The following is a 24389-nucleotide window of genomic DNA, read 5'->3' as shown; positions in this document are numbered from 1 at the left end:
ATCCTGTGTCAGCCTCCAGCCATCGGCGGGGACATCAATTCGCTACTAAACCCGCGACAACTATGCTCAGGTACAGGAATATACCCAGCATATGGCCGCCGAACCGGCAGTCTCGTAAACAACAATACCCAGCCCACTTTAGAGGGCATTACCCATGGATAGCAGAACCTTACGCAACCTGATGCGCATCGTGCAGACCGGCTCTTTGTCGGCCGCAGCCGAGCATTCGTGCCTGACTGTGCAGGCGTTGGCCGCGCAGTTGAACAAGGTCGAAGAGCAGTTCGGTTTCCGCTTGTTTCGTCGTTCCAACAAAGGGCTGACGCTGACGCCGCAAGGCACTGAGCTGACGCCGTATATGGACAAAGTGCTGATTGCCACGCGACAGATGGAAGAAAAGGTCGAGGCGCTGAAGGTGCCGGGCCAGCGGACGTTGAAGGTTGCGTTGAACAACACGTTGTCGACTGACTTCAATCGGCGAATGATCGGGCGCCTGATCGAGGTGTTTCCCGATTATCAGATGGAATTCAGCTACGCCGAGTCGATGGAAAATCTCAGCAAGTTGAAGAACGAAGACTTTGACCTCGCGGTGCTGATCGGCCCGCAGCGTCCGGGTTTGCCGAGCATTGTCTTGCCCGAAGTGCAGGTGCAGGTGGTCGGCGCGCATTGCGGGCAGGAGAACGATCCGCTGACGTTGCTGGGCAACAAGTTTCAGGTACGTCCTGCAGAAGATTGTCCGTATTCCCACAGCTTTTTGCGTTTTCTCGACGCCGGGCTGGGCAATCACGAGAACGGTCAGCGCATGGTCTATTCGTGCAGCGAAACGCTGACGTTGTCGTTGATCACACAGATGGATGCGGTCGGCATGGTCTCGCGTGAGGCTGCGCAGAAAAACGGCCTGACGATTTTCCCGGGGTTCGAGGACTTCCTCGAAGTGCGCCTGGCGGTGAACAACTCGGAGTTGTCGCGCCAGGCACTCAGCGATGTTGTCGATCTGCCGTTACATGAACGAGCCGAGCGCAATGTACGCAGCCGTCCCAACCGCCACACTGAGAAAGAGGTTTTTGCTGAAATACGCACATAACAACGTCGGAATCGCGGCATAGAATTCCGGGCGGTCGAGCTGTATGTGCTGATCCTTGATCAACAAGGGAGTCAGGCTGATCGCAGCGACGATCGCCACCGGCAGGTATTCCAGCGCCCGCGCGACAAATGGCGGCAAGTGATCGGTATTGATTTGCAGTGGCAAGGCGCGTGGCAGAAAGGTCACGGCCATCATCAGCACCACTACCAGAATCAGGAACGTTTGGTCAGGCATACACCCACTCCGCAGCCCACAAACGTGGCGATAAACACATTAAACGGCGAGCTGCCGACCAGGCTCAGGGCGCCCATGCAGATCACCGCTGCCGCGGCGGCGATCAGTTTGTTGCGCGTGTTGCACAGCGACACCAGCACGTAGAGCATCATCGCCGTCAGTGCGTAGTCGAGCTGATATTTGATCAGGTGCGCCGCGTACTGTGCGCAAACTGCGCCGAGCAATCCTCCGAGCACCCACGAGGTGTGGCAGAACAGGTTGAAGCCGATCAGATAGCGCACGTTGACCGGCGCGCCGGTGCCGAGTTTCACACTGTGGAAGGCGAAGGATTCATCGGTCAGGCCACCGGCGTAAGCCCAACGCTCCATGCGGCTCAAACCGAGCGCGCGCAGGGCTTTGGCCATATAGACCGACATCAACATGTGCCGCGCGTTGATCAAAAAAGTAGTCAGCACAATGGTGGTCAGCGACGCGCCGCTGGAGATCAGCGCCAGCGCGGCGAATTGCGAAGCGCCGGCGTAGACGAACAGGCACATCGCCACCGGCAGCCACATCGGCAACCCGGCGTTGACGGCCATCAGCCCGAACACAAACGACACCGTGAAGTAGCCGGCGACGACCGGGCTGGCTTCGGCAAATGTGCGCGATGGCTGATGGGTGACCATCAGCGGCGCACTGCCGGACCGTTCATTCATAGATCCCTCTCAAATGTCCGTTCGCCGTGGGGCTCGCAAAAACCCTGGGCAGTCCAAAAACGCTTGCCCGCGAGGTTAGCATCGTCGACGAACAGAAACATCCGCAACACGCCCACACGCTTCATGTCGGACGACGCCGCTTCAACCAGACGCTGACCGACACCCTGGCTGCGATAGCGCGGGCTGACGGCCAGATGATTGATCGTGCCGCGACTGCCGAGCATACCGCCAAGCACCGCGCCGACGATTTCGCCGGCGACGTCGAAGGCGAGATACGACGTGGTGGTTTTCTGAATCAGCACGCCGCGCAGGCACTTGGCGTCCTGCCATTCGCAGAAAGACACTTCGTCGAACTGGCGGAAGAAGCGCTCCATGCGCTGCGCATCCTTGGCCGTGGCGCGTCGCAGCACCACAGGCGTCGAGCACTCGACGCCATCGATTGGGGTGATCTGATTAGCGAACAATGTCGAAAGCGGTCCCGGGCCGCGAGAAAGAAATCGCCAGAATCTGCCGATATGCCATGGCATGGGTGTGCGTGTTGCGCGCAGGCGTCACGTAGTGGCGCATGTCGCGGTCGAGGAAGTAAGTGGTGTCGAGAATTTCCTTGTAAGTGGTCGACGCCAGTTGATGCTCGTGGATGTCGTACAGACGACTCTCGGCACCCTCGACGTTGTTGCGGCCCCAGAAGTGCACGCCGCTGAACGGGTAACCGTCGCAGTGAATCCCTTCCGGAGTAATTTCCAGTTGTTTGCCGGGTTTGATCTCGATACGGATCTGATGGATCTGGCACTGCCAGATTTCATCGTGCAACTCTTCCGGCAACACACTTTTGTACACTTCAAAATCGGTGTCGATCAGGCTGCGCATCACTGGCGACGAAATCACTTCATCGGAGAAGTCCTGGAAGTGTCGTACCAGGCCGCCGACGTAGGCGTTGTTCTCTTTGGATTGCACGTACGCGCGATGCTCAAGTTGCGTCAGCTCGCGGGTTTTCGGGTTGTACTCGAAGTCGCTGTAACGACGGTACCGCATGCCGGCTTCGGCCTGACCGTAGTAGCTGTCAGGCTCCATGTTTTCCCAACTTTTGGTCAGTCTGACGAAGTCGGCAAAATGACCGTAGAGATTGAAGTCACCACCCTGGACGTTGACAAATTTGTCGCGCCGTAGCGATTCGCCCACTTCTCTGTTCAAAACGATCATTACCCAATTCTCCACTGCGTTGAGCGGCCTAATCTATTAGGTGGAGAATTTGCGTCCATGAGAAAGAATTTCAGGCATTTAAAGCCCTGTTTGAAACGAAGTTTGCAGCGACTTAAAAACTACTTTTACATGACAAAAACATGGTTTTTTTCTGGTTTTCATCAAAAATCCGTCGAAAAAAAACCCCGAACGAATCGGGGTTTTTCTCAAGTTTCTTACACTCGATCGATCATCAGAAGATGTTGATCGGGTAATCCACGAACACACGCAGCTCGTTGCCGCTGACGTTGTACTCGCTGGACTTCTGCGACACGCGCAGGATCGAGCTGCGCAGTTTCACGCTCAGGTCTTTGGCCGGGCCACTTTGCACGACGTACTTGAACTGGTTGAAGATCTCGCGCTCGGTGCCGCCTTCGCTGGTGGACGTAGTGATGTTGTCGCCACGTACATAAGCAACGTTGTAGCTCAGACCCGGCACGCCGAAAGCGCTGAAGTCGAGGCCGTAGCCCAACTGCCAGCTGCGTTCGTCTTCAGCGTTGAAGTCAGACCAGTAGGAGTTGGCCAGGTAGATGGTGTTGCCACCGTCGCCGACACGACCCTGATCTTTCTGATAGCCGCCGTAGGCGTAGCCCAAGTTGCTGTCGCCAGTGGAACGCTGGTGCGCCACGGTGAACGAGTGCGGGCCGGTGACGAAAGTCGCGGCCAGGCTCCAGATCTTGTTGTCGTCGCCGGTTGCACCGCTTTCGCGGACGTAGGAATTGTCCAGCTTGGTGCGGTAGCCGTTGAAATCGAGGGTCAGCGATTGATCCTTATCGATCGGGAACACGTAGTTGGCGTTCACGTATTGCTTCTTCAGCACGTCTTCGACGTCGGAAGCGTACAGCGCAGCCTTGAACTGTTCGGTGAACTGGTAGCTACCGCCCAATACGTTGATCGACTTCAGACCACCGCTGTCACGGCCTTCCGCGCTCTTGCGCGATTCGGCGGTGAAACGACCGGCGTTCAGCTCCAGACCTTTGATCTCTTTGGAAGTGATCAAAGTACCGGTGTAGCTTTCCGGCAGAAGACGCGAGTTGTCGTAGTTCAGCACCGGCAGGGCCGGCATCTGGTCACCGTACGTCAGGGTGGTGCTGGACAGACGGAATTTGACCGCTGCGCCGCCCTTGGACAGGTCGTCGGCCGGAGCGCCGCTGGCGCCCTTCTTGAAGAAGTCGATACCACCGGCGCCGCTGCGATCTTCGCTGCGTTCCAGGTTCAGTGCGTACAGACCGAAAGCGTCGACGCCGACACCGATGGTGCCTTGGGTGAAGCCGGACGAGAACGTACCGATGGCCGCTTGGCCCCACTCGGATTTGTCATCGTTGCCGTCTTTGTAGTCACGATTGATGTAAGCGTTGCGCAGCAGCACTTTGAGGCTGCTGTCTTCTTGAAAACCCTTGGACTCGGCCTGGTCGTTAGCCATGGCCTGTGTGGCGCTCAACATCCCCAGAGCGATCAGGCTGATTCGCTTGTTCAACATTTTATTTTCCTTATTACGGGTTGAAACGCGCTGTGTCGAACGGCTGAAACGGCGCTTTTGCACTCTTTTTTCATCCCGAAACAAAAAGACCCGCCCACGACCAAGTCGTGGCGGGCCTTCTTATTATTTTGAGTCATGGCGGTTGGCCACAGGCGTTGGGCCGAATCGTAGCCGCGCCCGGAACAATGTGTCAATTTCAAGAATCGTCTTTAAATAGGCGAAATTCGTCTAAGAAACGTAATTTTTGCGATAGCGGGTTGCAAGGAATCGGTGACAACCAGTGATTTTGACGTTGTGCAGAGGAAGATTTTTCAGCGGTTTATCGCGTCCATGATTGCCCTCACGAGTTGGTTTATTTCGCTGACCGAGCGGGTTGTACGGGCTGAGACACAATCCGAAACAATCCAGCAGCGGAACTTCTCAGGAATAATTAACGAAAGTAAATAGCAAGCATTATCATCCGCGCCCTACACGCTACAGCCTAAAAATCCTACGGATGTTTTCTTCAATGCCTGCCCCTTTTCGCCTGACGTCCTACAGCTTTGGCCTTTCTGCCCTGCTGTCTGCCGGTTTTTCCTACGCTGCTCCTACAACACTGCCTGAAACATCGATCAGCGCTGCCGAAGCCGAAGACGATGATCCGCGCGTAAAGGTCAGCAACACCGCGACTCGCACCTCGACGCCGGTGCGCTACGTACCGCAGGCCATCGATTCAATCAAGACCGCCAATGTGGCGAACTACGGCACCAACGACATTGGCGATGCGTTGAGCGGTATCCCCAACGTCAGCAGCGGCGCCGACACGCGTTTCGACAGCCTGCGCATCCGGGGTTTCGACGCGAGCAACGACTTTTATCTGGACGGCATCCGCGACGACAGCCAGTACAAGCGCGACATGCACAACATCGAACGCGTCGAAGTGCTCAAGGGCCCGGCCGCTGTGTTGTATGGCCGTGGTAGCCAGGGCGGCATCGTCAACCGCGTGAGCAAGATGCCGGAATTCGGCCGTCGCTCGACGATTGAAGCCCAAGGCAGCAGCGAAGATTTGCGCAGTCTGTACGCCGACCTCAGCACCGATCCGAGCGAAAACATCAGCCTGCGCCTGAACATGGGCAACATGGATGAAAACAGCTTCCGTGATGGTGTCAGTGGCAATCGCCAGTTGTTCGCGCCGTCGATGAGCTGGCAACTGAGCCCGGATCTGAATTGGTTGGTGCAGTACGAATACAGCCGCTACAACCGCACGCCGGATCGCGGCATTCCGGGGGTTAATGGTCGTCCGGCCGATGTCGGGCGCGACACCACTTATGGCAACGATCACGATTTCATCGACGATAAAACCCAGTCGTTGCGCTCGAAGCTCACTTACGAAATCAACGAAAACTGGCAACTGCGCCAGATCCTCGGCGTGTTCAAACTCGACAGTGATTTCGACAACACCTACCTCACCGGTTATGTCCCGGCGACCTACAAGGTCACGCGTCAGCACTGGCAGCAGGATCTGACCACCCGCAACATCTACAACAACATTGAGCTGGAAGGCGGTTTCGACACCTTTGGTCTGGAGCATCGTCTGCTGACCGGGATCGAGATCGGCACTCAACGCCGCGACCCGAAGCTGTACAACGCGGCGACCACGGGCCCCGGCAGCTCGCCAGTGCCAGCGCTGGATCTGTACAACCCCAATCGCGATTTGCGCCACACCGGGCGCATGCAGGTATCCAGCGACACTCACACCGAAGTCGAAAGCCGTGCCCTGTACGTGCAGGATCAATTGCGCCTGAACGATCAATGGCAAGTGCTCGCCGGTTTGCGTTACGACACCTTCGACATCGAGTCGACCAACCAGTTGAAAAACATCAGCGAAGACCGCGACAGCCACAGCACCAGCCCGCGCGTGGGCCTGGTCTGGACGCCGCTGCACAATCACTCGTTCTATGCCTCATGGACTAAAACTTTCTCACCAGTGGGCGGCGGTCTCATCGGTATCACCCCGGGTGCAGCGGGCAACTCCAATGACCTGAGCCCGGAGCTGACCAAGCAGAAAGAAATCGGCGTGAAGAGCGACTGGCTCGAGGATCGCCTGAGTACCACGCTGGCGATCTACGACCTTGAGCTCTACAACCGCCGCACCGCAGATCCAAACGATCCGACCGTAACCGTGCTGACCGGTGTGCAACGTTCACGCGGGATCGAGCTGACCGGCACTGGAAAAATCGCCGGTAACTGGTACGTGCGCGGCGGCGTTGGGGTGCAGGACGCGACGATCGAGAAGGACAACAACGGCCTGGAAGGTAAACGCATCAACAACGTCGCCAAGCACAACGGCAGCCTGTTCCTGACTTGGAAACCGGAGATGGGCTGGTATGGCGAAACGGGACTGACGCTGGTTGGCCAGCGCTATGCCGATAACCTCAATACGACCGTGCTGCCGGGGTATGGCCGCTGGGATGCGCTGGTGGGTTATCGGATGAAGGATTGGGATTTGCGTGGGGCGTTGAACAATATTACTGATCGCGAGTATTACTCGTCGGCGACCAGTGCTGCGCAGATCCAGCCGGGGGCGCCGCGAAGTGTGGTGATGACGGGGACTTATTCGTTCTGACTGCGCGTAAGCCCTTCAGGCTCACAACTAGACGGACGAGAGATAAAGCCTGATTGGTTTTCTGAGTGCGTCTGAATTACATTCAAGCGCACTACCGCTCGTCGGGACTGTCAGATTTTACAGGTGCCGAATGAACCCTGTTCGCAGTAGAAACCAGACGAGTTTCTAAAAGTCCTGGAGCGGTGACCTCATGCCAAAAACGTTGAATAAAGAAAATGAATATGGCGGTTGGTTCTCACCCGTAGATGGTGAGATTTGTGCCTATCCCGTGACGGTAAGTGGTTTCGGCAATGACTATGAAGACGGAGATAGATTCCACATACGTATGAAACGTAATGGTGTCGATTATGCGGTAGAGGCGGCGTATTTAGTTCCGCCGGGGTCAAACTATAGAACCTTTTCTCTACGGCTTGAGGACATCCAACTGGGCCCTACCTACATACAAGCTCAAGCGAGCCATCCAAACGAGGATGAATGGCTTCCAGATCTCGGGACAATATATGTACTCACACCACCCGAGAAATAAACATGAAAGGCAGAGACAATTAGTTCAATCTTTCGAAATTGAGCAGTATTAGCGCAGCTGATTCACTCCTTCCTGCTTTAAACTTCCCAAAAAAAAGCGCCGCCATCCCGGCAGCGCTTTCACCCATCCCTGTTGTTCTTCTTATCCTTCCAGCACATCCCACAATGCTTCCAGTTCGGCCTCGCTGAACAGGTCAGCGGGGTAGCGCTCGATCATCATCCGGCGCGGATCAGGAACCCTGATCTGACGCGTTCCATTGGATTTCAACCAGTGCGCAACGCGGTGGAGCGATTCGCCGTTAACGGCCATGGGATGCAAAGTCCGCTCGCTGATTACGTTCACTTCGGCGTTCATTTCAGCGCTCTCTCCCCGTTCGTGAGCGGCTACGTTATCCAAGGTTTATGACAGAACGATTGAAGTTCTTTTCCCCTCCCTAGTGCCCCCAGACGAATACAAGAGCTATGCCAATGTTTCGCATTTGTCGACAAGTGGATACAAAAAAGCCCGCCGTCCTTTCGGGCTGCGGGCCTCTGTTCATACTTAGCGAGCTAATCATTGCCCGGCTGATTTGGTAATCAACTCAAGCTGTTACGACTCAACTCACTCTTTGTTCTGCGCTGGTTGCTGTTGGGTAAGGCAGTGGATGTTGCCGCCGCCCAGTAACAGTTCGCGGCCCGGGACCATGACCACTTCGTGCTGCGGGAACAGGTTCTGCAGAATTTCCAGGGCGGGTGCGTCCATCGGGTCGTCGAAGCTCGGCGCGATGATGCCGCCGTTGACGATCAGGAAGTTCACGTAAGAACCGGCCAGACGCACCGACGGATTACGCTCCTGCGTGCCGTCGACCGGGTCGACACCGGCGCACTCTTCTTCGGTCGCGTACAGCGGGCCCGGAATCGGCATTTTGTGCACCGTGAATGGGCGGCCCTTGGCGTCAGTGCTGCTTTGCAGGACTTTCATCGCAGCCTGGCAGCGCGGGTAGTTCGGATCCTGCGGATCATCCGTCCACGCCAGCAGCACTTCGCCCGGACGCACGTAGCAGCAGAAGTTATCCACATGGCCGTCGGTTTCGTCGTTGAACAAACCGTCCGGCAGCCAGATGATTTTATCCACAGCCAGATTGGCGCTGAGCACCGCTTCGATTTCTTCGCGACCCAGATGCGGGTTGCGATTGCGGTTCAGCAGGCATTCTTCGGTGGTGATCAGCGTGCCTTCGCCGTCGACGTGAATCGAACCGCCTTCGAGCACAAAACCTTCAGTGCGATAGCGTGGGCTGCGTTCGATCTCGAGGATCTTGCCGCCGACCTGCGAGTCGCGATTCCACGGCGAATACAGACCGCCATCGAAACCGCCCCAAGCGTTGAAGTCCCAGTTCACACCGCGCACTTCGCCGTTGTTATTGATGACGAAAGTCGGGCCGCTGTCGCGTACCCAGGCGTCATCGCTGGACATCTCGACCACGCGGATATTCGGCACGTCCAGGCGGGCGCGGGCGTTTTCGTATTGGCCGGCGGAAACGGCAACAGTCACCGGCTCGAAACGCGCGATGGCTTTGGCCACTGCTGCGTGCGCGGCTTGCGCCGGTTTGCCACCCAGACGCCAGTTGTCCGGGCGCTCGGGCCAGATCATCCAGGTCTGCGTTTGCGGCGCCCACTCGGCCGGCATGTGAAAGCCGTCGGCGCGCGGGGTACTTTTCAATGTGGTCATCGGGATCAGGACTCCAGGGAACCGTCGAGGGTTTTCAACGCGCCGTACAGGTTCGGACGGCGGTCACGGAATGAACCCCACGCGCTGCGAATGTGTTCGAGCTCGTCGAGGTTGAAAGTGTGCACAAGAATACCTTCTTCGGTTTTATTCAGCTCCTGCACTTTTTCGCCGAACTGGTTGGCGATGAACGAAGAACCGTAGAACGTAATGTCGTAGCCGTCCTGTTCTTCGTTGCCGATGCGGTTGCTGGCGATCAGCGGCATCAAGTTAGCGCCGGCATGGCCCTGTTGCACGCGCTGCCAGTGATCGCGCGATGAGATGGTCTTGTCGTGCGGTTCGCTGCCGATCGCGGTCGGGTAGAACAGGATTTCCGCCCCTTGCAACGCCATGCTGCGCGCCGCTTCCGGAAACCACTGATCCCAGCAGATGCCTACGCCGATTTTCGCGTAACGCGTATTCCACACTTTGAAACCAGTGTCGCCTGGGTTGAAGTAATACTTCTCGTGATAGCCCGGGCCGTCCGGAATGTGGCTTTTACGATAAATCCCGAGGTTGCTGCCGTCGGCATCGATGATCGCGATGCTATTGAAACGCGCGCGGCCGGCCAGCTCGTAGAAGCTGATCGGCAGCACCACTTGCAGTTCTTTGGCGATTTTCTGGAAATGTTTGATCGCGACGTTTTCTTCCACCGTCGTCGCCAGTTGCAGATAGTCCGGGTTCGGCTTCTGGCAGAAGTACGGCGCCTCGAACAGCTCCTGAATCAGGATGATCTGCGCGCCTTTGGCGGCGGCTTCGCGCACCAGCCTTTCAGCGATTTCGAGGTTGGCTTCCAGATCCCACGAACAGGCCATTTGAGTGGCGGCAACGGTAACGATACGGCTCATGAATCATCTCCGGGCAAGTGCTTTGACGGTCGACCATTCGACCGAAAAGAAAACGCGCGCACCGGACAGCGAGACGCCATGCCGGAGCAATGGCGACTTTATAGCCGATAAATATCGGCTTTAGAAGCTACTAAAATGCATTTCGTCTAATTCAACGCATTTAAGACCGATACAAATCGAATTAACAACGAAACCCTGTAGGAGCTGCCGAAGGCTGCGATCTTTTGATTTTGCTCTTAAAAATCAAGATCAAAAGATCGCAGCCTTCGGCAGCTCCTACACGGGATCAGAGGCCTTCGGCGAGGACTTGGTCGAGCATGTCGACAAAGAAATCCACACTCTGGCGCGACGTCACCATCGGTGGTTTGATCTTGAGAATATTCAGATCATCCCCGGTCGGCTGCATGAAAATCCCCAGCTCGCGCAGGCGATCGCACAACAACGCAGTCTCTTCAGTCGCCGCTTCCAGCGTCTCGCGGTTACGGATCAGCTCAAGCCCCAGATAAAACCCGGAACCGTGCACCGCGCCCGCCAGCGGATGTTTATCGATCAACGCTTCTAGCCGCGCCTTGAAGTGGCCACCGACCACCTGCGCGTTCTCCCAGAGTTTTTCTTCTTCCATGACATCGAGCACCGCCATGCCGATCTGGCAACTGACCGGACTGCCGCCCGCCGACGAGAAGAAATAACCTTCGGCCTCCAGCGCTTCGGCAATCTCCCGGCGAGTAATCACCGCACCGAGTGGCTGGCCGTTGCCCATGCCTTTGGCCATGGTGATGATGTCCGGCACCACGCCCTGCTCTTCAACGCCCCAGAAAAATTTACCCATACGCCCATAACCGACCTGCACTTCGTCGGCGATGCACACCCCGCCCTGCGCGCGCACCAAGGCATAAACCTGTTTCAGATAACCCGGTGGCAGCGAGATGCCGCCGGCATTGCCGTACACCGGTTCGCAGATAAACCCGGCCAATTGGCGCTTCTGCTCGGCGAGTTTTTCCAGGTGATGCTCAACGCTGCGCACGTAATCCGGTGCCGAATCGACGCCACGGAACTCACCGCGATACATGTTTGGCGCAGGCACCGGATGCACCCAGTCCGGGCGGCTTTCCAGGGCTTTCGGGTTATCGGCAATCGACGTCGACACCGCATCGGCGCCGACCGTCCAGCCGTGATAAGCCTCCAGCACGCTGATCATGTCGCGACCGCCGCTGTAGGCCCATGCCAGACGGATCGCCAGGTCATTGGCCTCGCTGCCGCTGTTGACCAGAAACACCCGATCCATGCCTTCCGGTGCCAGCTTCAGCAAGCGCTCGGAAAACTCGGCGACTGCCGCATAGTTGAAACGCGAGTTGGTATTGAGCAGCGACCACTGACGCGCAGCCACAGCGGCCATGCGCGGATGACCGTGACCGAGCACCGCGACGTTGTTGAGCATGTCCAGATAGGAGCGGCCCTGCATGTCGATCAGGTGATTGCGCCAGCCACGTTCGATGCGCGGCGGGTCGACGTAATAATGTTTTTGCGTGCGGGCGAAACTGGCATCGCGGCGTTCAAGCAGGGTTTTGCCATCCAGCTCCGGCTCGGCATCGCAGGCCAGCCCCAACAGCGCGGCTGGCGACGGACACAATGCTTGCCAAGCCGCCGCGTGGGTTGGCGTACAGAACAGCGGCGCTTCCAGCTGCGCGCCACGGCAAAGCTGAACCAACAGCGGGCCACTGACCGAGCCCAGCACCTGACCTTTGACCAGCGCCGCGCCGCTGTGCACCGAAGGCGTCACGCCCCACAAACGTACGCTGAGTTGCGGGCCATCGAGGCGCAACGCGCCGTCCGCCGCTTGATGCAGCACGCCGGCAAACGGTGCTTCGACGGCAGTGCCGTTGGGCACGCGCAATTCGACGTGCAGCGGGAAGGTGTCCGGTTCATCGGCGCTGTCAGGGCACGTGCGCGACAAACGATACTGACCATAACGGCTCGCCGCCAGACCATGCGCCGCAGCGGCTTCGGTCAGCAGGCGCTGATCGATACCTTCCTGCTCCCAGTTGCCCGCCTCGAAATGCGCGCTCAAGACGCCAAGATCGATCAAGGCAAATTCGCGCCCGACCAGACTCGGCAGCAACGGGGCAAAACCTTCGCTATTGATGGCCGGCAGGGAATGACCGACCGCCGTCAGAATCGCCGCCTCCATCAGCGCCAGCGGCACCGAGGTCGCCACGCGGAAAATTTCCCACTCGTGGGTGAGGTTGTCGCGGCTGTAGGTGTTGGCCGGATCAATGCTGACCTGCTGCTCGCCACTCAATACCAGCACCGCCGCCCGCGCGACGATCAGCGGCCACAGCGCCTGCAATTCTTCGTGCTGCAACGGATTGACCGCGTGATAGGCCTGCACCGCCGGCAAAATCACAAACGGATCGCCGCCGGCGTGATGCAGCAATGCAGCGCAGGTCACCGACAAATCGGTGATGCGCCAGGTGCGCACCAGATCGCCAAAATCGATGACGCCCTGCAATTGCCAATGGCGCTGCGCATCGCGCTGCCACACCGCGTTGTCATCGGTGATATCCATGTGAATCGCCTGCACCGGCAGCTTGTCGAGCAGCGGCTGCAAGCGGCGCTCTGCTTGCTCGGCAGCGTCGGCGATCAATTCGCGCTGACGCTGATCCTTGATCACCGGCAGCAAATGGCTGATCAACGCGCTGGCGTGGCGCGCATCCCACTGCAACGTGCGCTCAAGGCCCGGATGATCAAAACCGGCCAGCGCCAGATCCATCTCACCGCAGAGCCGGCCAAACCCGGCCACGACTTCTGTGCCCAAATGGTCGAGATCGGTCAGCGGCTGGCCTTCGATGTAATCGAGCAAGCGCACGTGCACCGATTCGCCAGCGGATTCCAAGGTCAACAAATCCTGGCCATTGTTGGCGACGATAACGCTGGGCACCCTGACTGCGGAATGTTCAGCGAGGTATTTGAGGCCGGCGTGCTGGGCTTGCAACTCCACCAGCGAATAGTCGCCACGGCAGATTTTCAGGACAAAGCGGCCGCGCTCACTGTCGACCCGGAAGTTGAGATCCTGCTGGCTGCCCAAGGCTTTTAACCGGCCACTGATCCCGTAATGTTCCGCGAGCCATTGCAGGGCTTGCACCTCAGACACCTGAGGGCTAGGCAAACTGGCGCGGTGAAACAACGTGGCAAGTGGCATGCAAACAACCCCTGAAATTTTATTAGGCGCCTATATCGCCATTGCTGCAGAGGATGCGCAACCCCCTCCTGTTGTTACAGCGTTTCTCGGCAATTTCCACTGCAACACTCGCGCCCCTCGATACTTTGCGCAAGAATGTCGACCATTCACACCCATCACTGGAAAAATCACATGAATGTCATCACCACCGATCTGCCCGGTGTTCTGATCATCGAACCCAAAGTTTTCGGTGACGAGCGCGGCTTCTTTTACGAGAGCTTCAATGCCAAGGCGTTCCAGGATGCGACCGGTCTGGACACTCAATTCGTGCAGGACAACCACTCGCGCTCGCAAAAAGGTGTACTGCGTGGTCTGCATTACCAACTGGAAAACGCCCAGGGCAAACTTGTTCGCGTAACTGTTGGTGAAGTGCTGGACGTGGCTGTGGACATCCGCCGCAGCTCGCCGAACTTCGGCAAATCTGTCGCGGTACGCCTGTCCGCCGACAATCACCGTCAACTGTGGGTACCGGAAGGTTTCGCCCATGGTTTCGTGGTACTGAGCGAGTTCGCTGAATTCCTCTACAAGACCACCAATTACTACACTCCGTCGGCCGAGCGCAGCATTCGCTGGGACGACCCGGAGCTGGGTATTGATTGGCAGTTGAATGAAGAGCCGAAACTTTCGGCCAAAGATCAGGCTGCAGCTTTCCTCAAGGACGCTGACGTCTTCGCCTGAGCCTAGGCATAATGCGCCTGTTCCCCACAGGCGCATTCGGCATGAAACCAACCCTTCCCCGCAGACCCCGCTGGCGCAGCCTCGCGTTGCTGGCGCTGTGTCTGGCGCCGCTGTTGTGGCCGCTGGAACATCTTGCCGAGCGGTATTACCGCAGCGAACTGGCCGGCCAGAATCGCCAGACCCTCGACCTCTACGTCGCTAACCTGCTGGGCACCCTGCACCGCTACGAAGTGTTGCCGCAGATCCTCGGTGATCTGCCCGCGCTGCGCTCTGTCCTCGGCGCGCCGGATGATGGCGTCACCCAAGGCAACGCCAATCGCCTGCTGAAAAATATCGCCGCGCAAACCGGCGCCGAAGTCATGTACCTGATGGACACCAGCGGCCAGACACTGGCGGCTTCGAACTGGGACAAACACGACAGCTTCGTCGGCCGTAATTTTTCCTTCCGTCCGTATTTCAGTGAAGCGATGGCCGGGCGTCTGGGGCGCTTTTTCGGGCTCGGCACCACGTCAGCCAAACGCGGTTACTTCTTCGCCGCCGCCGTGCGCAACGGCGAGAAAATCATCGGCGTATTGGTAATCAAGGTCGATCTCGATCACACCGAAAGTCTTTGGGGCAAAACTCCGGAACAGCTGCTGGTGACTGACCATAACGGCGTGGTCATTCTCACCTCGCGCCCGGAATGGCGTTTCCGCTCGACCCGCGAGTTGAGCGAAGCCGAACGCTCAGCGATCACAGCGATCCAGCCTTATCCAACCCGCGAGCCTCGACCGCTGAACCTCAGCCCCACTGCCTGGCTGATCCAGACCCACGACATCGCCGAAACCGGCTGGAGTGTCAGCATCCTTGCCCCACGCACGTTGATCGATCGCCCGGTGCGCACAGTAGTGGCCATCGGTGGCGCGACGTTGCTGGTGGTGATGTTGTTGCTCGGTTTGATGATGCAGCGTCGCCGTCATTATCTGGAACGCATCGCTTTCGAAGCCAAGGCACGCCGCGAACTCGAAGGTCGCGTCGCCGAACGTACCAGCGACCTCGAAGGCCTCAACCGGCGCCTGAAACAGGAAGTGCTGGAGCGCGAACAGGCGCAGCAGGAACTGGTGCGTGCGCAGGATGACTTGGTACAGGCCGGCAAACTGTCGGCGCTAGGGACGATGTCGGCGAGCATCAGTCACGAACTCAATCAGCCGCTGGCGGCGATCCGCAGTTACGCAGAAAACGCCGAGGTGTTGCTCGATCATCAGCGCACCGACGACGCGCGCGGCAACCTCAAATTGATCAGCGAACTGACCGGGCGCATGGCCTCGATCATCGCCCACCTGCGCGCCTTCGCCCGCCGTGATCGTCATGCTCCGGAAAGCGTTGCTCTGCAACCGGCGCTGGACGATGCCTTGGCACTGCTGGCCAAACGTCGGCGCAGCATGGAAGTCGAGCTGATCCGCGATTTGCCCGCCGCCACGTTATGGGTCGAAGCCGGGGAAACTCGTCTGCGCCAAGTACTCGGCAATCTATTGGCCAACGCCCTCGACGCGCTCACCGAAAAAGGCCCGCCGCGCAAATTGTGGCTGAGTGCCGAATCCACCGCCGAGGGCGTCAATCTGTACATTCGCGACAACGGCCCGGGCTTTTGCATGGAAGCCCTCGGCCGCGCCAGCGAGCCGTTCTATACCACCAAGACCCGCACGCAGGGCCTTGGTCTGGGTTTGGCCATTTGCGAAACCCTGATGCGCGCCTTCGGCGGTGAACTGTCGTTCGCCAACCACAAGCAAGGCGGCGCCTTGATCACCCTGCGGCTGCGCGCCGGTGCGCCCGGGGTCAGCCTGCAACCGTCCGAGGATCGAAGTGCATGACCATCGACAATCGCATTCAGGTGGTGTTGATCGACGACGATCCGCACCTGCGTCAGGCCCTCGGCCAGACTCTGGATCTGGCCGGCCTGAAAATCCTGCCGCTGTCCGAAGCCAAAGGCCTCGCCGCACAACTTGAGCGTGACTGGCCCGGCGTGGTGGTCAGCGACATTCGCATGCCGGGCATGGATGGACTGGAACTGCTCAGCGAACTGCACGCGCAGGATCCTGAGCTGCCGGTGCTGTTGATCACCGGCCACGGCGACGTGCCGCTGGCCGTACAAGCGATGCGCGCCGGCGCTTACGACTTTCTCGAAAAACCCTTCGCCAGTGATGCGCTGCTCGACAGCGTGCGCCGCGCGTTAGCCCTGCGCCGATTGGTGCTGGACAACCGCAGCCTGCGTCTGGCCCTCAGCGATCGCAATGAGTTGAGCGCGCGACTGGTCGGCCAATCGGCGCCGATGCTGCGCCTGCGTGAGCAGATTGGCGCACTGGCGGCGACCAAGGCTGACGTGCTGATCCTCGGTGAAACCGGCGCCGGCAAAGAGGTCGTCGCCCGCGCGCTGCATGATCTGTCGAGCCGACGCAACGGGCCGTTTGTGGCGATCAACGCCGGCGCATTGGCCGAGTCCGTGGTCGAAAGCGAACTGTTCGGCCACGAACCGGGCGCCTTCACTGGCGCGCAGAAACGCCGGATCGGCAAGTTCGAATTCGCCAATGGTGGCACGCTGTTTCTCGATGAAATCGAAAGCATGAGCATGGACGTGCAGGTGAAATTGCTGCGCATGCTCCAGGAGCGTGTGGTCGAGCGACTCGGTGGCAATCAGTTGATCCCGCTGGACATCCGCGTCATCGCCGCGACCAAGGAAGACTTGCGTCAGGCGGCTGATCAGGGGCGTTTCCGCGCCGACTTGTACTACCGCCTCAACGTCGCGCCGCTGCGCATTCCGCCGCTGCGCGAACGTGGCGAAGATGCGCTGATGCTGTTCCAGCATTACGCCGACGAAGCCAGTGCCCGCCACGGTTTGCCACCTCATGAACTGCAACCGGCGCAACGCGCCTTGCTGCTGCGCCACACCTGGCCGGGCAACGTGCGTGAACTGCAAAACGCCGCAGAACGCTTTGCCCTCGGTCTGGAACTGGCGCTGGATAACAGTGCTGTTGAAGGTGTCGACGGTGCGACCGTTGCAGTTGTCGAAGGCGGGCTAAGCGAACAAGTGGAACACTTCGAGAAATCGCTGATCGCCGCCGAACTGGCGCGCTCGCACAGCTCGGTGCGCAGCCTCGCCGAAGCACTGGGCGTTCCGCGCAAGACCCTGCACGACAAACTGCGCAAGCACGGTCTGAATTTTGGTGACAGCAGTCACGGGGATGAAAACGAATGAGCACAGACAGTCGTTATCTGGAGTCGGTGCTTCATCACGATATTCCGCTGACCCGCGACATGGGCCTGCGGGTGCTCGACTGGCGCGAGCAGCAATTGAGTCTGTATTTGCCGCTCGATCCTAACGTCAACCACAAGAGCACCATGTTCGGCGGCAGTCTCTATTGCGGCGCGGTACTGGCCGGCTGGGGCTGGTTGCATTTGCGTTTGAAAGAAGAAGGGATCACCGATGGGCACATCGTGATTCAGGAAGGGCAGATCAGTTATCCGCTGCCGGTGACGGGCGATGCCACGGCGATTTGCCCGGCGCCTGATGAGCGGGCGTGGAAGAAGTTTTTGGCGATGTATCAGCGGTATGGGCGGGCGCGGTTGGTGTTGCAGACGCGGATCGTCAATGTCGGGAGTGAAGTCGATGCGGTGACGTTTAGCGGGCAATACGTGTTGCACCGCTGACGATCAAAAGCCCCTCACCCTAACCCTCTCCCGGGGGGAGAGGGGACTGACCGGGTTGTTCTCTCGATTTGCATCGACCTGAGATATCGAGTCGAACTCAGGTTTTGAAGCGCATGAAGATCGGCTCCCTCTCCTGGGGGAGAGGGCTGGGGTGAGGGGGATTCTGGATCAGCCCACTTACCCGCGCGCCAACTCCAACAGCTTCGCCCGCCATGCAGCCTTCGCCGGCAGCGCCAAAAAGAACTCGTTCAACAGCGACTCCCGCGCCGGATAACAAAACGCCTCACCGCGTAAATCCAGTACCTCGCCCCCCGCCCCTTCCAGCACACCCTGCGCCGCCGCCGTGTCCCACTGCGAAGTCGGCGCCAGTCGCGGATAGCAATCGGCAGCCCCTTCCGCCAGCAGGCAAAACTTCAGCGAGCTGCCGATGTTCGCCAATTGCAGTTCACCGAGGCTGGCGCTCAAGCCCGCCAGCAAACGCTCCTGCTCAGGGCTGGAATGCCGACGGCTGGCGACAACCGTAAACGCCTCACCCGGCCCCGGCACGTCACGCACCTGAATCGAAACCGGTGTGCCGCCCTTGTCGCAACGCCACGCGCCAAGCCCGGCACCACCGACGTAAAAGCGACCGTTGGTCGGCATCGACACCACGCCAAACACCACCCGACCGTTTTCGATCAACGCAATGTTGACGGTAAATTCTTCACTGCCGCTGATGAATTCCTTGGTGCCATCCAGCGGATCGACCAACCACCAGCGCGTCCATCCGGCACGTACGTTTTGGGGAATGTTCGCGTCTTCTTCAGACAGCACCGGAATGTTCGGATCCAGCGCGGTCAGCCCGGCCAGAATCAAATGGTGCGCCGCCAGATCCGCCGCCGTCACCGGTGAATCATCGGCCTTGGCGGTGACTTCAACGCCTGCGCGCCAGAACGGCAAAATCGCTTCGCCGGCCTGCAATGCCAGCGCAACCACCGGCGCCATCAACGGATGGGGAAAATTCATCGACATTTCACTCACGATTGAAAGAAGCCGCGCTGGGTCAGCAAGTCACGGGTCAGATACAGCGCCGCCAATGCGCGGCCTTCGGAGAATTGCGGGTTCTGCGCCAGCGCCGACAGATCACGCAGATTGACCTTGTCGACCCGCATCGGCTCGGGCTCGTCGCCCTCCAGCCGCTCTTCGTAGAGATCGGTGGCCAGCACCACCTGAATCTTCTGGCTCATGTAACCGGGCGACAGCGACAGCTCGGTCAGATGTTCCAGTTGCCGCGCACCAAAACCGGCTTCTTCCTTGAGCTCACGTTCAGCCGCCGCCAGCACGTCTTCGCCCGGCTCGATCAAACCTTTGGGCAGCGACAATTCGTACTCGTCAGTGCCGCCGCAGTATTCCTCGATCAGCACCGCGTGCTCGGCATCGAGCATTGCCACGATCATTACCGCGCCATAGCCGGCGCCCTTGCCGACCAGCCGCTCGTAGGTGCGCTCCACGCCATTGGAAAAACGCAGCTTGAGTTCTTCGACGCAAAACAGACGACTGGTGGCGACGATCTCGCGGGCGAGTACGGTAGGTTTCTGGCGCATGCAAAGCTCCTTGGCGTGAACGCGCTACTATAACGCGGCTTTCCCGATTGTTTACGTCGGATATCTTTCTACCGTTAGAGACGTTGCCATGCCTTCTTTACCCTGGTCCGACATCGATACCGTCCTGCTGGACATGGACGGCACGCTGCTGGATCTGCACTTCGACAACCATTTCTGGCTGGAACACCTGCCCCAGCGCTACGCCGAACTGCACGGGGTCAGCCGCGCGATGGCCGAGATGGAATTGCAGCCGCTGTTCGAACGCCATGCTGGTCAGTTGCAGTGGTATTGCCTGGATTTCTGGAGCAGCGAACTGAAGCTGTCAGTGCGTGAGTTGAAACAGGAAACCGCGCACCTGATCGCTTTGCGTCCTGATGCGGATACTTTTCTGGAAGCAATAAAACGCGCCGGTAAACGGGTGATCATGATCACCAACGCGCACCGTGATTCGTTATCGCTGAAGCTGGAACGGATTGAACTGGCGCCGTACTTCGAGCGGCTGATCAGCTCGCATGATTACGGTTCCCCCAAGGAAAACCCGCAGTTCTGGGACGCGTTGCAGGCAGATATCGGTTTTGATCCGGCACGCAGTCTGTTTATCGACGACACCTTGCCAATTCTGCGCAGTGCGCGGGATTTTGGGGTGGCGCACTTGCTGGCAGTCAAACAACCCGACAGCCGCAAAGGCCCGAAAGACACGGCGGAATTCGCGGCAGTCGAAGACTACCGCGACCTGATCTCAGGCTTGTGACCCCACTGTAGGAGCTGCCGCAGGCTGCGATCTTTTGATTTTGATTTGTAAAAAACAAGATCAAAAGATCGCAGCCTTCGGCAGCTCCTACAGGATTTGCGGATTACTCAGGAATACGCAGTGTCTGACCCGGATAGATTTTGTTCACATCCTTGAGCATCGGTTTGTTGGCATCGAAAATCTTTTGATACTTGTTGGCATCACCGTACACACGCAGTGAAATCGCGCTGAGGGTGTCGCCCGACTTGACCACAACAAACTGCGCAGCCGTCACAACCGGGCCGCTCACGGTGATCTGATCATCAACACTGCCAACCCCGGCAATGTTGCCAACAGCCAGCAGGATTTTCTCTTTCTCTTCCTGACTTGCCACTTCACCGGTCACGGTGACTTTGTCGCCATCCACCGTTGCCTGCACATTCGGATTGCCCAGCCCGACCTTATTGATGTGATCCTTCAATTGCTCACTGGCATTGGCGTTACCGGGGGTCAGCAGATCCAGCAGCTTCTCTCCCGCTTCTTTCACAAAGCTCAAAAGACTCATAGCGCACACTCCTTGATTTGGGTTCCAGATGCCCAAGCCTAGACCACGTCAGGCAAACCCGGTTCCGAGCCGACCAATGACTCTGTAACCGTATGCGTACGGAAAAGGCCCCTTGATCGACGGTATCTATCAATACATCGACAGTAGCGATTAGACGCGACAACTTGACGCGCCTAGTCTTAACGTTGATCAAACCGTCGGTGATGCCATGAACGCCAAGCGCCCAACTTGCGCGGCGCCTGCACTCGAAACGCCCGCGCCTGCCGCCAGCCAGACCTACAGCTACAGCGATCTTCCCCGCGAAGAGTCGGCGAGCACTGCGCTCGCCGAGGAAGTCGCGTTGGCGATCGCCTACAACGGCATCAGCCAAGCCGTGATGCTGGTGACGCCGACTGACCTGGAAGACTTCATCGTCGGCTTCAGCCTCGGCAGCGGCATCATCGAAGACGCGACCGACATCTATGACCTGCAACTGACCGGCACCGGCTCGGCGCAATACGCGCAAGTGACCATCGCCAATCGCGCCTTCTGGAACCTCAAGCAGCAACGTCGGCAAATGGCTGGCACCAGTGGTTGCGGATTGTGTGGCGTCGAAGCGGTGGAACAGGCGTTGCCTGATCTGAAAGTGCTGCCCGGAGCGCCATTGCCACCGATTGAATGGCTTGATGGTTTGCGTCAGCGCATCAGTGCGTTTCAGCCTTTGGGTCAGTACTGCGGCGCGGTACACGCGGCAGTGTTCATGAACGCCAGCGGCGAACTGCTGCTCGGTCGCGAAGACATTGGCCGTCACAACGCGCTCGACAAACTGATCGGCGGACTGATCCGCCAGAAGATATCCACCGAAGGCGGACTGGCAATTGTCACTAGCCGTTGCAGCCTCGAATTGATCCAGAAAGTGTTGCGTGCCGGCATCCAGACCCTGGTCAGCCTGTCCGCGCCCACGGGCCTCGCCGTGCAATGGGCCCGTCGACACAACCTCAATCTCATCCACCTGCCGCAGAAAAGTGCGCCGCGGGTGTATAGCCCCGCGATGGAGAATCAAGCGTGAGCCAACATCATCAAGCCGACCAGAAACCCGTCCCGCGCTACAAGCCTTACAAAGGCGCAGCTGGCGGCTGGGGAGCGCTGATCAGTGTGGCTCAGGCCTGGTTGACCAGCGACAACGCCCTGAAAAACCTGCGCATGATGCTCAAGACCAACCAGAACGGCGGCTTCGACTGCCCGGGTTGCGCGTGGGGCGATTCGCCGGAAAGCGGCATGGTCAAATTCTGCGAGAACGGCGCGAAAGCGGTGAACTGGGAAGCGACCAAGCGCCGCGTCGACGCCAAGTTCTTCGCCAAGCACAGCGTCACTTCGTTGCTGGAACAGAGCGATTACTGGCTGGAGTATCAGGGCCGTCTGACCGAACCGATGGTCTACGATGCCGAAACCGATCGCTACAAACCGATCAGTTGGGACAACGCCTACGCGCTGATTGCCAAACACCTGCAAAGTCTGCCGAGCCCGGATCTGGCCGAGTTTTACACCTCGGGTCGTGCCAGCAACGAAGCGGCTTATCTGTATCAGCTATTCGTGCGCGCCTTCGGCACCAACAATTTCCCTGACTGCTCGAACATGTGCCACGAGGCCAGCGGTGTGGCGTTGGCGCAAAGTGTCGGCGTCGGCAAAGGCACCGTGACCTTCGATGATTTCGAACACGCCGATGCGATTTTCGTCTGGGGCCAGAACCCGGGCACCAACCACCCGCGCATGCTTGAACCGCTGCGTGAGGCGGTGAAACGCGGCGCGCAAGTGGTGTGCATCAATCCGTTGAAAGAACGCGGACTGGAACGCTTCCAGCACCCGCAACACCCGATCGAAATGCTCACCAACGGCGACAAGCCGACCAACACCGCCTACTTCCGTCCGGCACTCGGCGGCGACATGGCGCTGTTGCGCGGCATGGCCAAATTCCTCCTGCAATGGGAACGCGATGCGCAGAAGGCTGGCGCGCCAGCGGTGTTCGACCACGATTTCCTCAATGAACACAGCACCAACGTGCTGGAGTATCTCGGGGTCGTCGACGACACACCGTGGGAACAAATCGTCGAACAGTCCGGCCTGACCCTCGTGGACATCGAGCAAGCCGCGCGCATGTACGCCAAAGGCAAAAACGTAATCATGTGTTGGGCGATGGGCATCACCCAGCATCGTCACTCGGTGCCGACCATTCAGGAAATCGCCAACCTGATGCTGCTGCGCGGCAACATCGGCAAACCGGGCGCCGGTCTGTGCCCGGTGCGCGGTCACAGTAACGTGCAGGGCGACCGCACGATGGGCATCAACGAGCGTCCGCCGGTGGCGTTCCTCGATTCTCTGGAGCGGCGCTTCCAGTTCAAGGTGCCGCGTCATAACGGCCACAACGTGGTCGAGGCGATCCATGCGATGGCCGAAGGTCGCGCAAAAGTATTCATCGGTCTGGGCGGCAACTTCGCTCAAGCCACGCCGGACAGCCCGCGCACTTTCGAAGCGCTGAGCAATTGCGACCTGACCGTGCAGATCAGCACCAAGCTCAACCGCAGCCACTTGGCTCACGGTAAAGACGCGCTGATCCTGCCGTGCCTCGGTCGCACCGACATCGACATCCAGACTGAAGGCCCGCAAGCGGTCACCGTGGAAGACTCGTTCAGCATGGTTCACGCCTCCAACGGCCAGTTGCAGCCGCTGTCGAACCAGATGCGCTCGGAGCCGTCGATCATCGCCGGCATCGCCGCCGCTACGCTGGGCAGCAAACCGGTGGACTGGAACTGGCTGGTGGCCGATTACGCGCGCATTCGCGACCTGATCGCCGACACCATTCCGGGCTTCAAGGAATTCAACGAGAAGGTGAAAAACCCGGGCGGTTTCTACCTTGGCAACAGCGCTGGCTCGCGCAAGTGGAACACGCCGTCGGGGCGCGCCAATTTCCGCGCGAACATGCTGCCGAAAGATCTGGTGCACGAACGCACTCGTGCGACTGGACAACTGCCGGATCTGATCCTGCAATCGATGCGTTCCCACGATCAATACAACACGACGATTTATGGGCTCGATGACCGCTATCGCGGCGTGAAGGGCCAGCGTGATGTGTTGTTTGCCAATGAGGCGGACATCATTCGTCTGGGTTTCCGGCCGGGGCAGAAGGCTGACATCGTGTCGCTGTGGGACGACGGTCGTGAGCGTCGGGTTAAAGGCTTTACCTTGCTGGCGTTTGATATTCCGGCGGGGCAGGCAGCGGCTTATTATCCGGAGGTGAATCCGTTGGTGCCGCTGGAGAGCACCGGGGATGGCAGTCATACGCCGACGTCGAAGTTCATCGCGATCCGGTTGGAAGCGGCGAGTGAGACCGGTTTGATCATGGCCAAATCGGCTTAACACAAGATCAAAAGATCGCAGCCTTCGGCAGCTCCTACAGGGATCGGTGTAGGAGCTGCCGAAGGCT

General features: G+C 58.8%; 22 protein-coding genes. 10 read left to right on the top strand and 12 right to left on the bottom strand.

The genetic code is table 11. From position 1 onward, the window contains the following. The first annotated feature begins 154 nt into the window (after positions 1 to 154). Complete coding sequence (locus GVL50_RS05485; protein ID WP_053116561.1) at positions 155 to 1081, top strand: LysR family transcriptional regulator; 927 nt, start codon at positions 155 to 157, stop codon at positions 1079 to 1081. On the opposite strand, the gene GVL50_RS05480 is transcribed toward GVL50_RS05485, so the two are convergent. The 5 genes from GVL50_RS05480 to GVL50_RS05460 form a co-directional block, all read right to left on the bottom strand. Then, on the bottom strand, positions 998 to 1315 hold the full coding sequence (locus tag GVL50_RS05480; RefSeq protein WP_159812028.1) for an AzlD domain-containing protein: 318 nt from the start codon (positions 1313 to 1315) through the stop codon (positions 998 to 1000). The two genes, GVL50_RS05485 and GVL50_RS05480, sit on opposite strands and share 84 nt — an antisense overlap. Continuing rightward, the gene (locus GVL50_RS05475) at positions 1294 to 2010 is read right to left on the bottom strand and encodes an AzlC family ABC transporter permease (protein WP_053116559.1); all 717 of its coding nucleotides are present in this window, start codon (positions 2008 to 2010) and stop codon (positions 1294 to 1296) included. The genes GVL50_RS05480 and GVL50_RS05475 overlap by 22 nt, the downstream gene beginning before the upstream one ends. Further along, positions 2007 to 2384, bottom strand: a complete 378-nt coding sequence (locus GVL50_RS05470; protein WP_053116558.1) for a GNAT family N-acetyltransferase — start codon at positions 2382 to 2384, stop codon at positions 2007 to 2009. The genes GVL50_RS05475 and GVL50_RS05470 overlap by 4 nt, the downstream gene beginning before the upstream one ends. Positions 2385 to 2463: 79 nt before the next feature. Further along, complete coding sequence (locus GVL50_RS05465; RefSeq protein ID WP_053116557.1) at positions 2464 to 3210, bottom strand: 2OG-Fe dioxygenase family protein; 747 nt, start codon at positions 3208 to 3210, stop codon at positions 2464 to 2466. A 232-nt stretch (positions 3211 to 3442) separates the two neighbouring features. Beyond that, positions 3443 to 4729: an OprD family porin gene (locus tag GVL50_RS05460; RefSeq protein WP_053116556.1), complete on the bottom strand. Its 1287-nt coding sequence runs from the start codon at positions 4727 to 4729 to the stop codon at positions 3443 to 3445. Between the two features lie 508 nt (positions 4730 to 5237). Here GVL50_RS05460 and GVL50_RS05455 point away from each other — a divergent pair. Together GVL50_RS05455 and GVL50_RS05450 are read left to right on the top strand one after the other, a co-directional pair. Beyond that, positions 5238 to 7334, top strand: a complete 2097-nt coding sequence (locus tag GVL50_RS05455; protein ID WP_159812027.1) for a TonB-dependent siderophore receptor — start codon at positions 5238 to 5240, stop codon at positions 7332 to 7334. A gap of 190 nt (positions 7335 to 7524) precedes the next feature. Continuing rightward, positions 7525 to 7860 (top strand): hypothetical protein, encoded by a 336-nt coding sequence (locus GVL50_RS05450; RefSeq protein WP_159812026.1) that lies wholly within the window; start codon positions 7525 to 7527, stop codon positions 7858 to 7860. Positions 7861 to 8001: 141 nt separating this feature from the next. Here GVL50_RS05450 and GVL50_RS05445 read toward each other — a convergent pair whose 3' ends face one another. The 4 genes from GVL50_RS05445 to GVL50_RS05430 form a co-directional block, all read right to left on the bottom strand. Further along, the gene (locus tag GVL50_RS05445) at positions 8002 to 8214 is read right to left on the bottom strand and encodes a hypothetical protein (protein WP_159812025.1); all 213 of its coding nucleotides are present in this window, start codon (positions 8212 to 8214) and stop codon (positions 8002 to 8004) included. Positions 8215 to 8460: 246 nt separating this feature from the next. Further along, positions 8461 to 9567, bottom strand: a complete 1107-nt coding sequence (aguA, locus tag GVL50_RS05440; RefSeq protein ID WP_159812024.1) for an agmatine deiminase — start codon at positions 9565 to 9567, stop codon at positions 8461 to 8463. 5 nt (positions 9568 to 9572) lie between these two features. Further along, the gene (gene aguB / locus GVL50_RS05435; protein ID WP_034151905.1) at positions 9573 to 10451 is read right to left on the bottom strand and encodes an N-carbamoylputrescine amidase; all 879 of its coding nucleotides are present in this window, start codon (positions 10449 to 10451) and stop codon (positions 9573 to 9575) included. 286 nt (positions 10452 to 10737) lie between these two features. Continuing rightward, a complete protein-coding gene (locus GVL50_RS05430) occupies positions 10738 to 13650 on the bottom strand; it encodes an aminotransferase (RefSeq protein WP_159812023.1) in 2913 nt (970 codons plus the stop codon). Positions 13651 to 13821: 171 nt separating this feature from the next. Here GVL50_RS05430 and rfbC point away from each other — a divergent pair, with 171 nt between their 5' ends. The 4 genes from rfbC to GVL50_RS05410 are packed head-to-tail and all read left to right on the top strand — an operon-like array spanning position 13822 to position 18051. Further along, the gene (gene rfbC, locus GVL50_RS05425) at positions 13822 to 14367 is read left to right on the top strand and encodes a dTDP-4-dehydrorhamnose 3,5-epimerase (protein ID WP_159812022.1); all 546 of its coding nucleotides are present in this window, start codon (positions 13822 to 13824) and stop codon (positions 14365 to 14367) included. 41 nt (positions 14368 to 14408) lie between these two features. Further along, positions 14409 to 16217: an ATP-binding protein gene (locus tag GVL50_RS05420; RefSeq protein ID WP_159812021.1), complete on the top strand. Its 1809-nt coding sequence runs from the start codon at positions 14409 to 14411 to the stop codon at positions 16215 to 16217. After that, on the top strand, positions 16214 to 17599 hold the full coding sequence (locus tag GVL50_RS05415; protein ID WP_053116549.1) for a sigma-54 dependent transcriptional regulator: 1386 nt from the start codon (positions 16214 to 16216) through the stop codon (positions 17597 to 17599). The genes GVL50_RS05420 and GVL50_RS05415 overlap by 4 nt, the downstream gene beginning before the upstream one ends. Beyond that, a complete protein-coding gene (locus GVL50_RS05410) occupies positions 17596 to 18051 on the top strand; it encodes a YiiD C-terminal domain-containing protein (RefSeq protein ID WP_159812020.1) in 456 nt (151 codons plus the stop codon). Before GVL50_RS05415 ends, GVL50_RS05410 begins: the two co-directional genes overlap by 4 nt. A gap of 177 nt (positions 18052 to 18228) precedes the next feature. On the opposite strand, the gene cysQ is transcribed toward GVL50_RS05410, so the two are convergent. Together cysQ and nudE are read right to left on the bottom strand one after the other, a co-directional pair. Continuing rightward, the gene (gene cysQ, locus GVL50_RS05405; protein ID WP_159812019.1) at positions 18229 to 19056 is read right to left on the bottom strand and encodes a 3'(2'),5'-bisphosphate nucleotidase CysQ; all 828 of its coding nucleotides are present in this window, start codon (positions 19054 to 19056) and stop codon (positions 18229 to 18231) included. A gap of 11 nt (positions 19057 to 19067) precedes the next feature. After that, positions 19068 to 19634, bottom strand: a complete 567-nt coding sequence (gene nudE, locus GVL50_RS05400) for an ADP compounds hydrolase NudE (RefSeq protein WP_053116546.1) — start codon at positions 19632 to 19634, stop codon at positions 19068 to 19070. A gap of 88 nt (positions 19635 to 19722) precedes the next feature. Between nudE and yrfG the strand changes: the two genes are divergently transcribed. Continuing rightward, positions 19723 to 20385, top strand: a complete 663-nt coding sequence (gene yrfG, locus GVL50_RS05395) for a GMP/IMP nucleotidase (protein ID WP_159812018.1) — start codon at positions 19723 to 19725, stop codon at positions 20383 to 20385. Positions 20386 to 20488: 103 nt separating this feature from the next. Here the strand turns inward: yrfG and lysM are convergent, their stop codons facing one another. Continuing rightward, complete coding sequence (gene lysM, locus GVL50_RS05390; protein WP_053116544.1) at positions 20489 to 20929, bottom strand: peptidoglycan-binding protein LysM; 441 nt, start codon at positions 20927 to 20929, stop codon at positions 20489 to 20491. A 208-nt stretch (positions 20930 to 21137) separates the two neighbouring features. On the opposite strand from lysM, the gene fdhD reads away from it, so the two are divergent. Both fdhD and GVL50_RS05380 read left to right on the top strand, forming a co-directional pair. Continuing rightward, positions 21138 to 21977, top strand: a complete 840-nt coding sequence (gene fdhD / locus GVL50_RS05385; protein WP_159812017.1) for a formate dehydrogenase accessory sulfurtransferase FdhD — start codon at positions 21138 to 21140, stop codon at positions 21975 to 21977. Next, positions 21974 to 24322, top strand: coding sequence for an FdhF/YdeP family oxidoreductase (locus GVL50_RS05380; RefSeq protein WP_159812016.1), 2349 nt, complete (start codon positions 21974 to 21976; stop codon positions 24320 to 24322). The genes fdhD and GVL50_RS05380 overlap by 4 nt, the downstream gene beginning before the upstream one ends. Positions 24323 to 24389: the final 67 nt, after the last annotated feature.

It is taken from the genome of Pseudomonas sp. 18058 (assembly GCF_902706155.1).
Classification (GTDB): Bacteria; Pseudomonadota; Gammaproteobacteria; order Pseudomonadales; family Pseudomonadaceae; genus Aquipseudomonas; species Aquipseudomonas rustica.
The sequence above is the reverse complement of the archived record's forward strand: the minus strand, read 5'-3'. Positions and strand labels throughout refer to the sequence as shown.

Coding starts and splice junctions, on each gene's coding strand:
- GVL50_RS05480 (WP_159812028.1), bottom strand. CDS start 1,315: ATGCCTGACCAAACGTTCCTGATTCTGGTAGTGGTGCTGATGATGGCC.
- GVL50_RS05430 (WP_159812023.1), bottom strand. CDS start 13,650: ATGCCACTTGCCACGTTGTTTCACCGCGCCAGTTTGCCTAGCCCTCAG.
- GVL50_RS05465 (WP_053116557.1), bottom strand. CDS start 3,210: ATGATCGTTTTGAACAGAGAAGTGGGCGAATCGCTACGGCGCGACAAA.
- GVL50_RS05445 (WP_159812025.1), bottom strand. CDS start 8,214: ATGAACGCCGAAGTGAACGTAATCAGCGAGCGGACTTTGCATCCCATG.
- GVL50_RS05485 (WP_053116561.1), top strand. CDS start 155: ATGGATAGCAGAACCTTACGCAACCTGATGCGCATCGTGCAGACCGGC.
- GVL50_RS05470 (WP_053116558.1), bottom strand. CDS start 2,384: ATGGAGCGCTTCTTCCGCCAGTTCGACGAAGTGTCTTTCTGCGAATGG.
- GVL50_RS05415 (WP_053116549.1), top strand. CDS start 16,214: ATGACCATCGACAATCGCATTCAGGTGGTGTTGATCGACGACGATCCG.
- aguB (WP_034151905.1), bottom strand. CDS start 10,451: ATGAGCCGTATCGTTACCGTTGCCGCCACTCAAATGGCCTGTTCGTGG.
- cysQ (WP_159812019.1), bottom strand. CDS start 19,056: ATGAATTTTCCCCATCCGTTGATGGCGCCGGTGGTTGCGCTGGCATTG.
- GVL50_RS05450 (WP_159812026.1), top strand. CDS start 7,525: ATGCCAAAAACGTTGAATAAAGAAAATGAATATGGCGGTTGGTTCTCA.
- lysM (WP_053116544.1), bottom strand. CDS start 20,929: ATGAGTCTTTTGAGCTTTGTGAAAGAAGCGGGAGAGAAGCTGCTGGAT.
- GVL50_RS05475 (WP_053116559.1), bottom strand. CDS start 2,010: ATGAATGAACGGTCCGGCAGTGCGCCGCTGATGGTCACCCATCAGCCA.
- nudE (WP_053116546.1), bottom strand. CDS start 19,634: ATGCGCCAGAAACCTACCGTACTCGCCCGCGAGATCGTCGCCACCAGT.
- rfbC (WP_159812022.1), top strand. CDS start 13,822: ATGAATGTCATCACCACCGATCTGCCCGGTGTTCTGATCATCGAACCC.
- yrfG (WP_159812018.1), top strand. CDS start 19,723: ATGCCTTCTTTACCCTGGTCCGACATCGATACCGTCCTGCTGGACATG.
- GVL50_RS05410 (WP_159812020.1), top strand. CDS start 17,596: ATGAGCACAGACAGTCGTTATCTGGAGTCGGTGCTTCATCACGATATT.
- aguA (WP_159812024.1), bottom strand. CDS start 9,567: ATGACCACATTGAAAAGTACCCCGCGCGCCGACGGCTTTCACATGCCG.
- fdhD (WP_159812017.1), top strand. CDS start 21,138: ATGAACGCCAAGCGCCCAACTTGCGCGGCGCCTGCACTCGAAACGCCC.
- GVL50_RS05455 (WP_159812027.1), top strand. CDS start 5,238: ATGCCTGCCCCTTTTCGCCTGACGTCCTACAGCTTTGGCCTTTCTGCC.
- GVL50_RS05420 (WP_159812021.1), top strand. CDS start 14,409: ATGAAACCAACCCTTCCCCGCAGACCCCGCTGGCGCAGCCTCGCGTTG.
- GVL50_RS05460 (WP_053116556.1), bottom strand. CDS start 4,729: ATGTTGAACAAGCGAATCAGCCTGATCGCTCTGGGGATGTTGAGCGCC.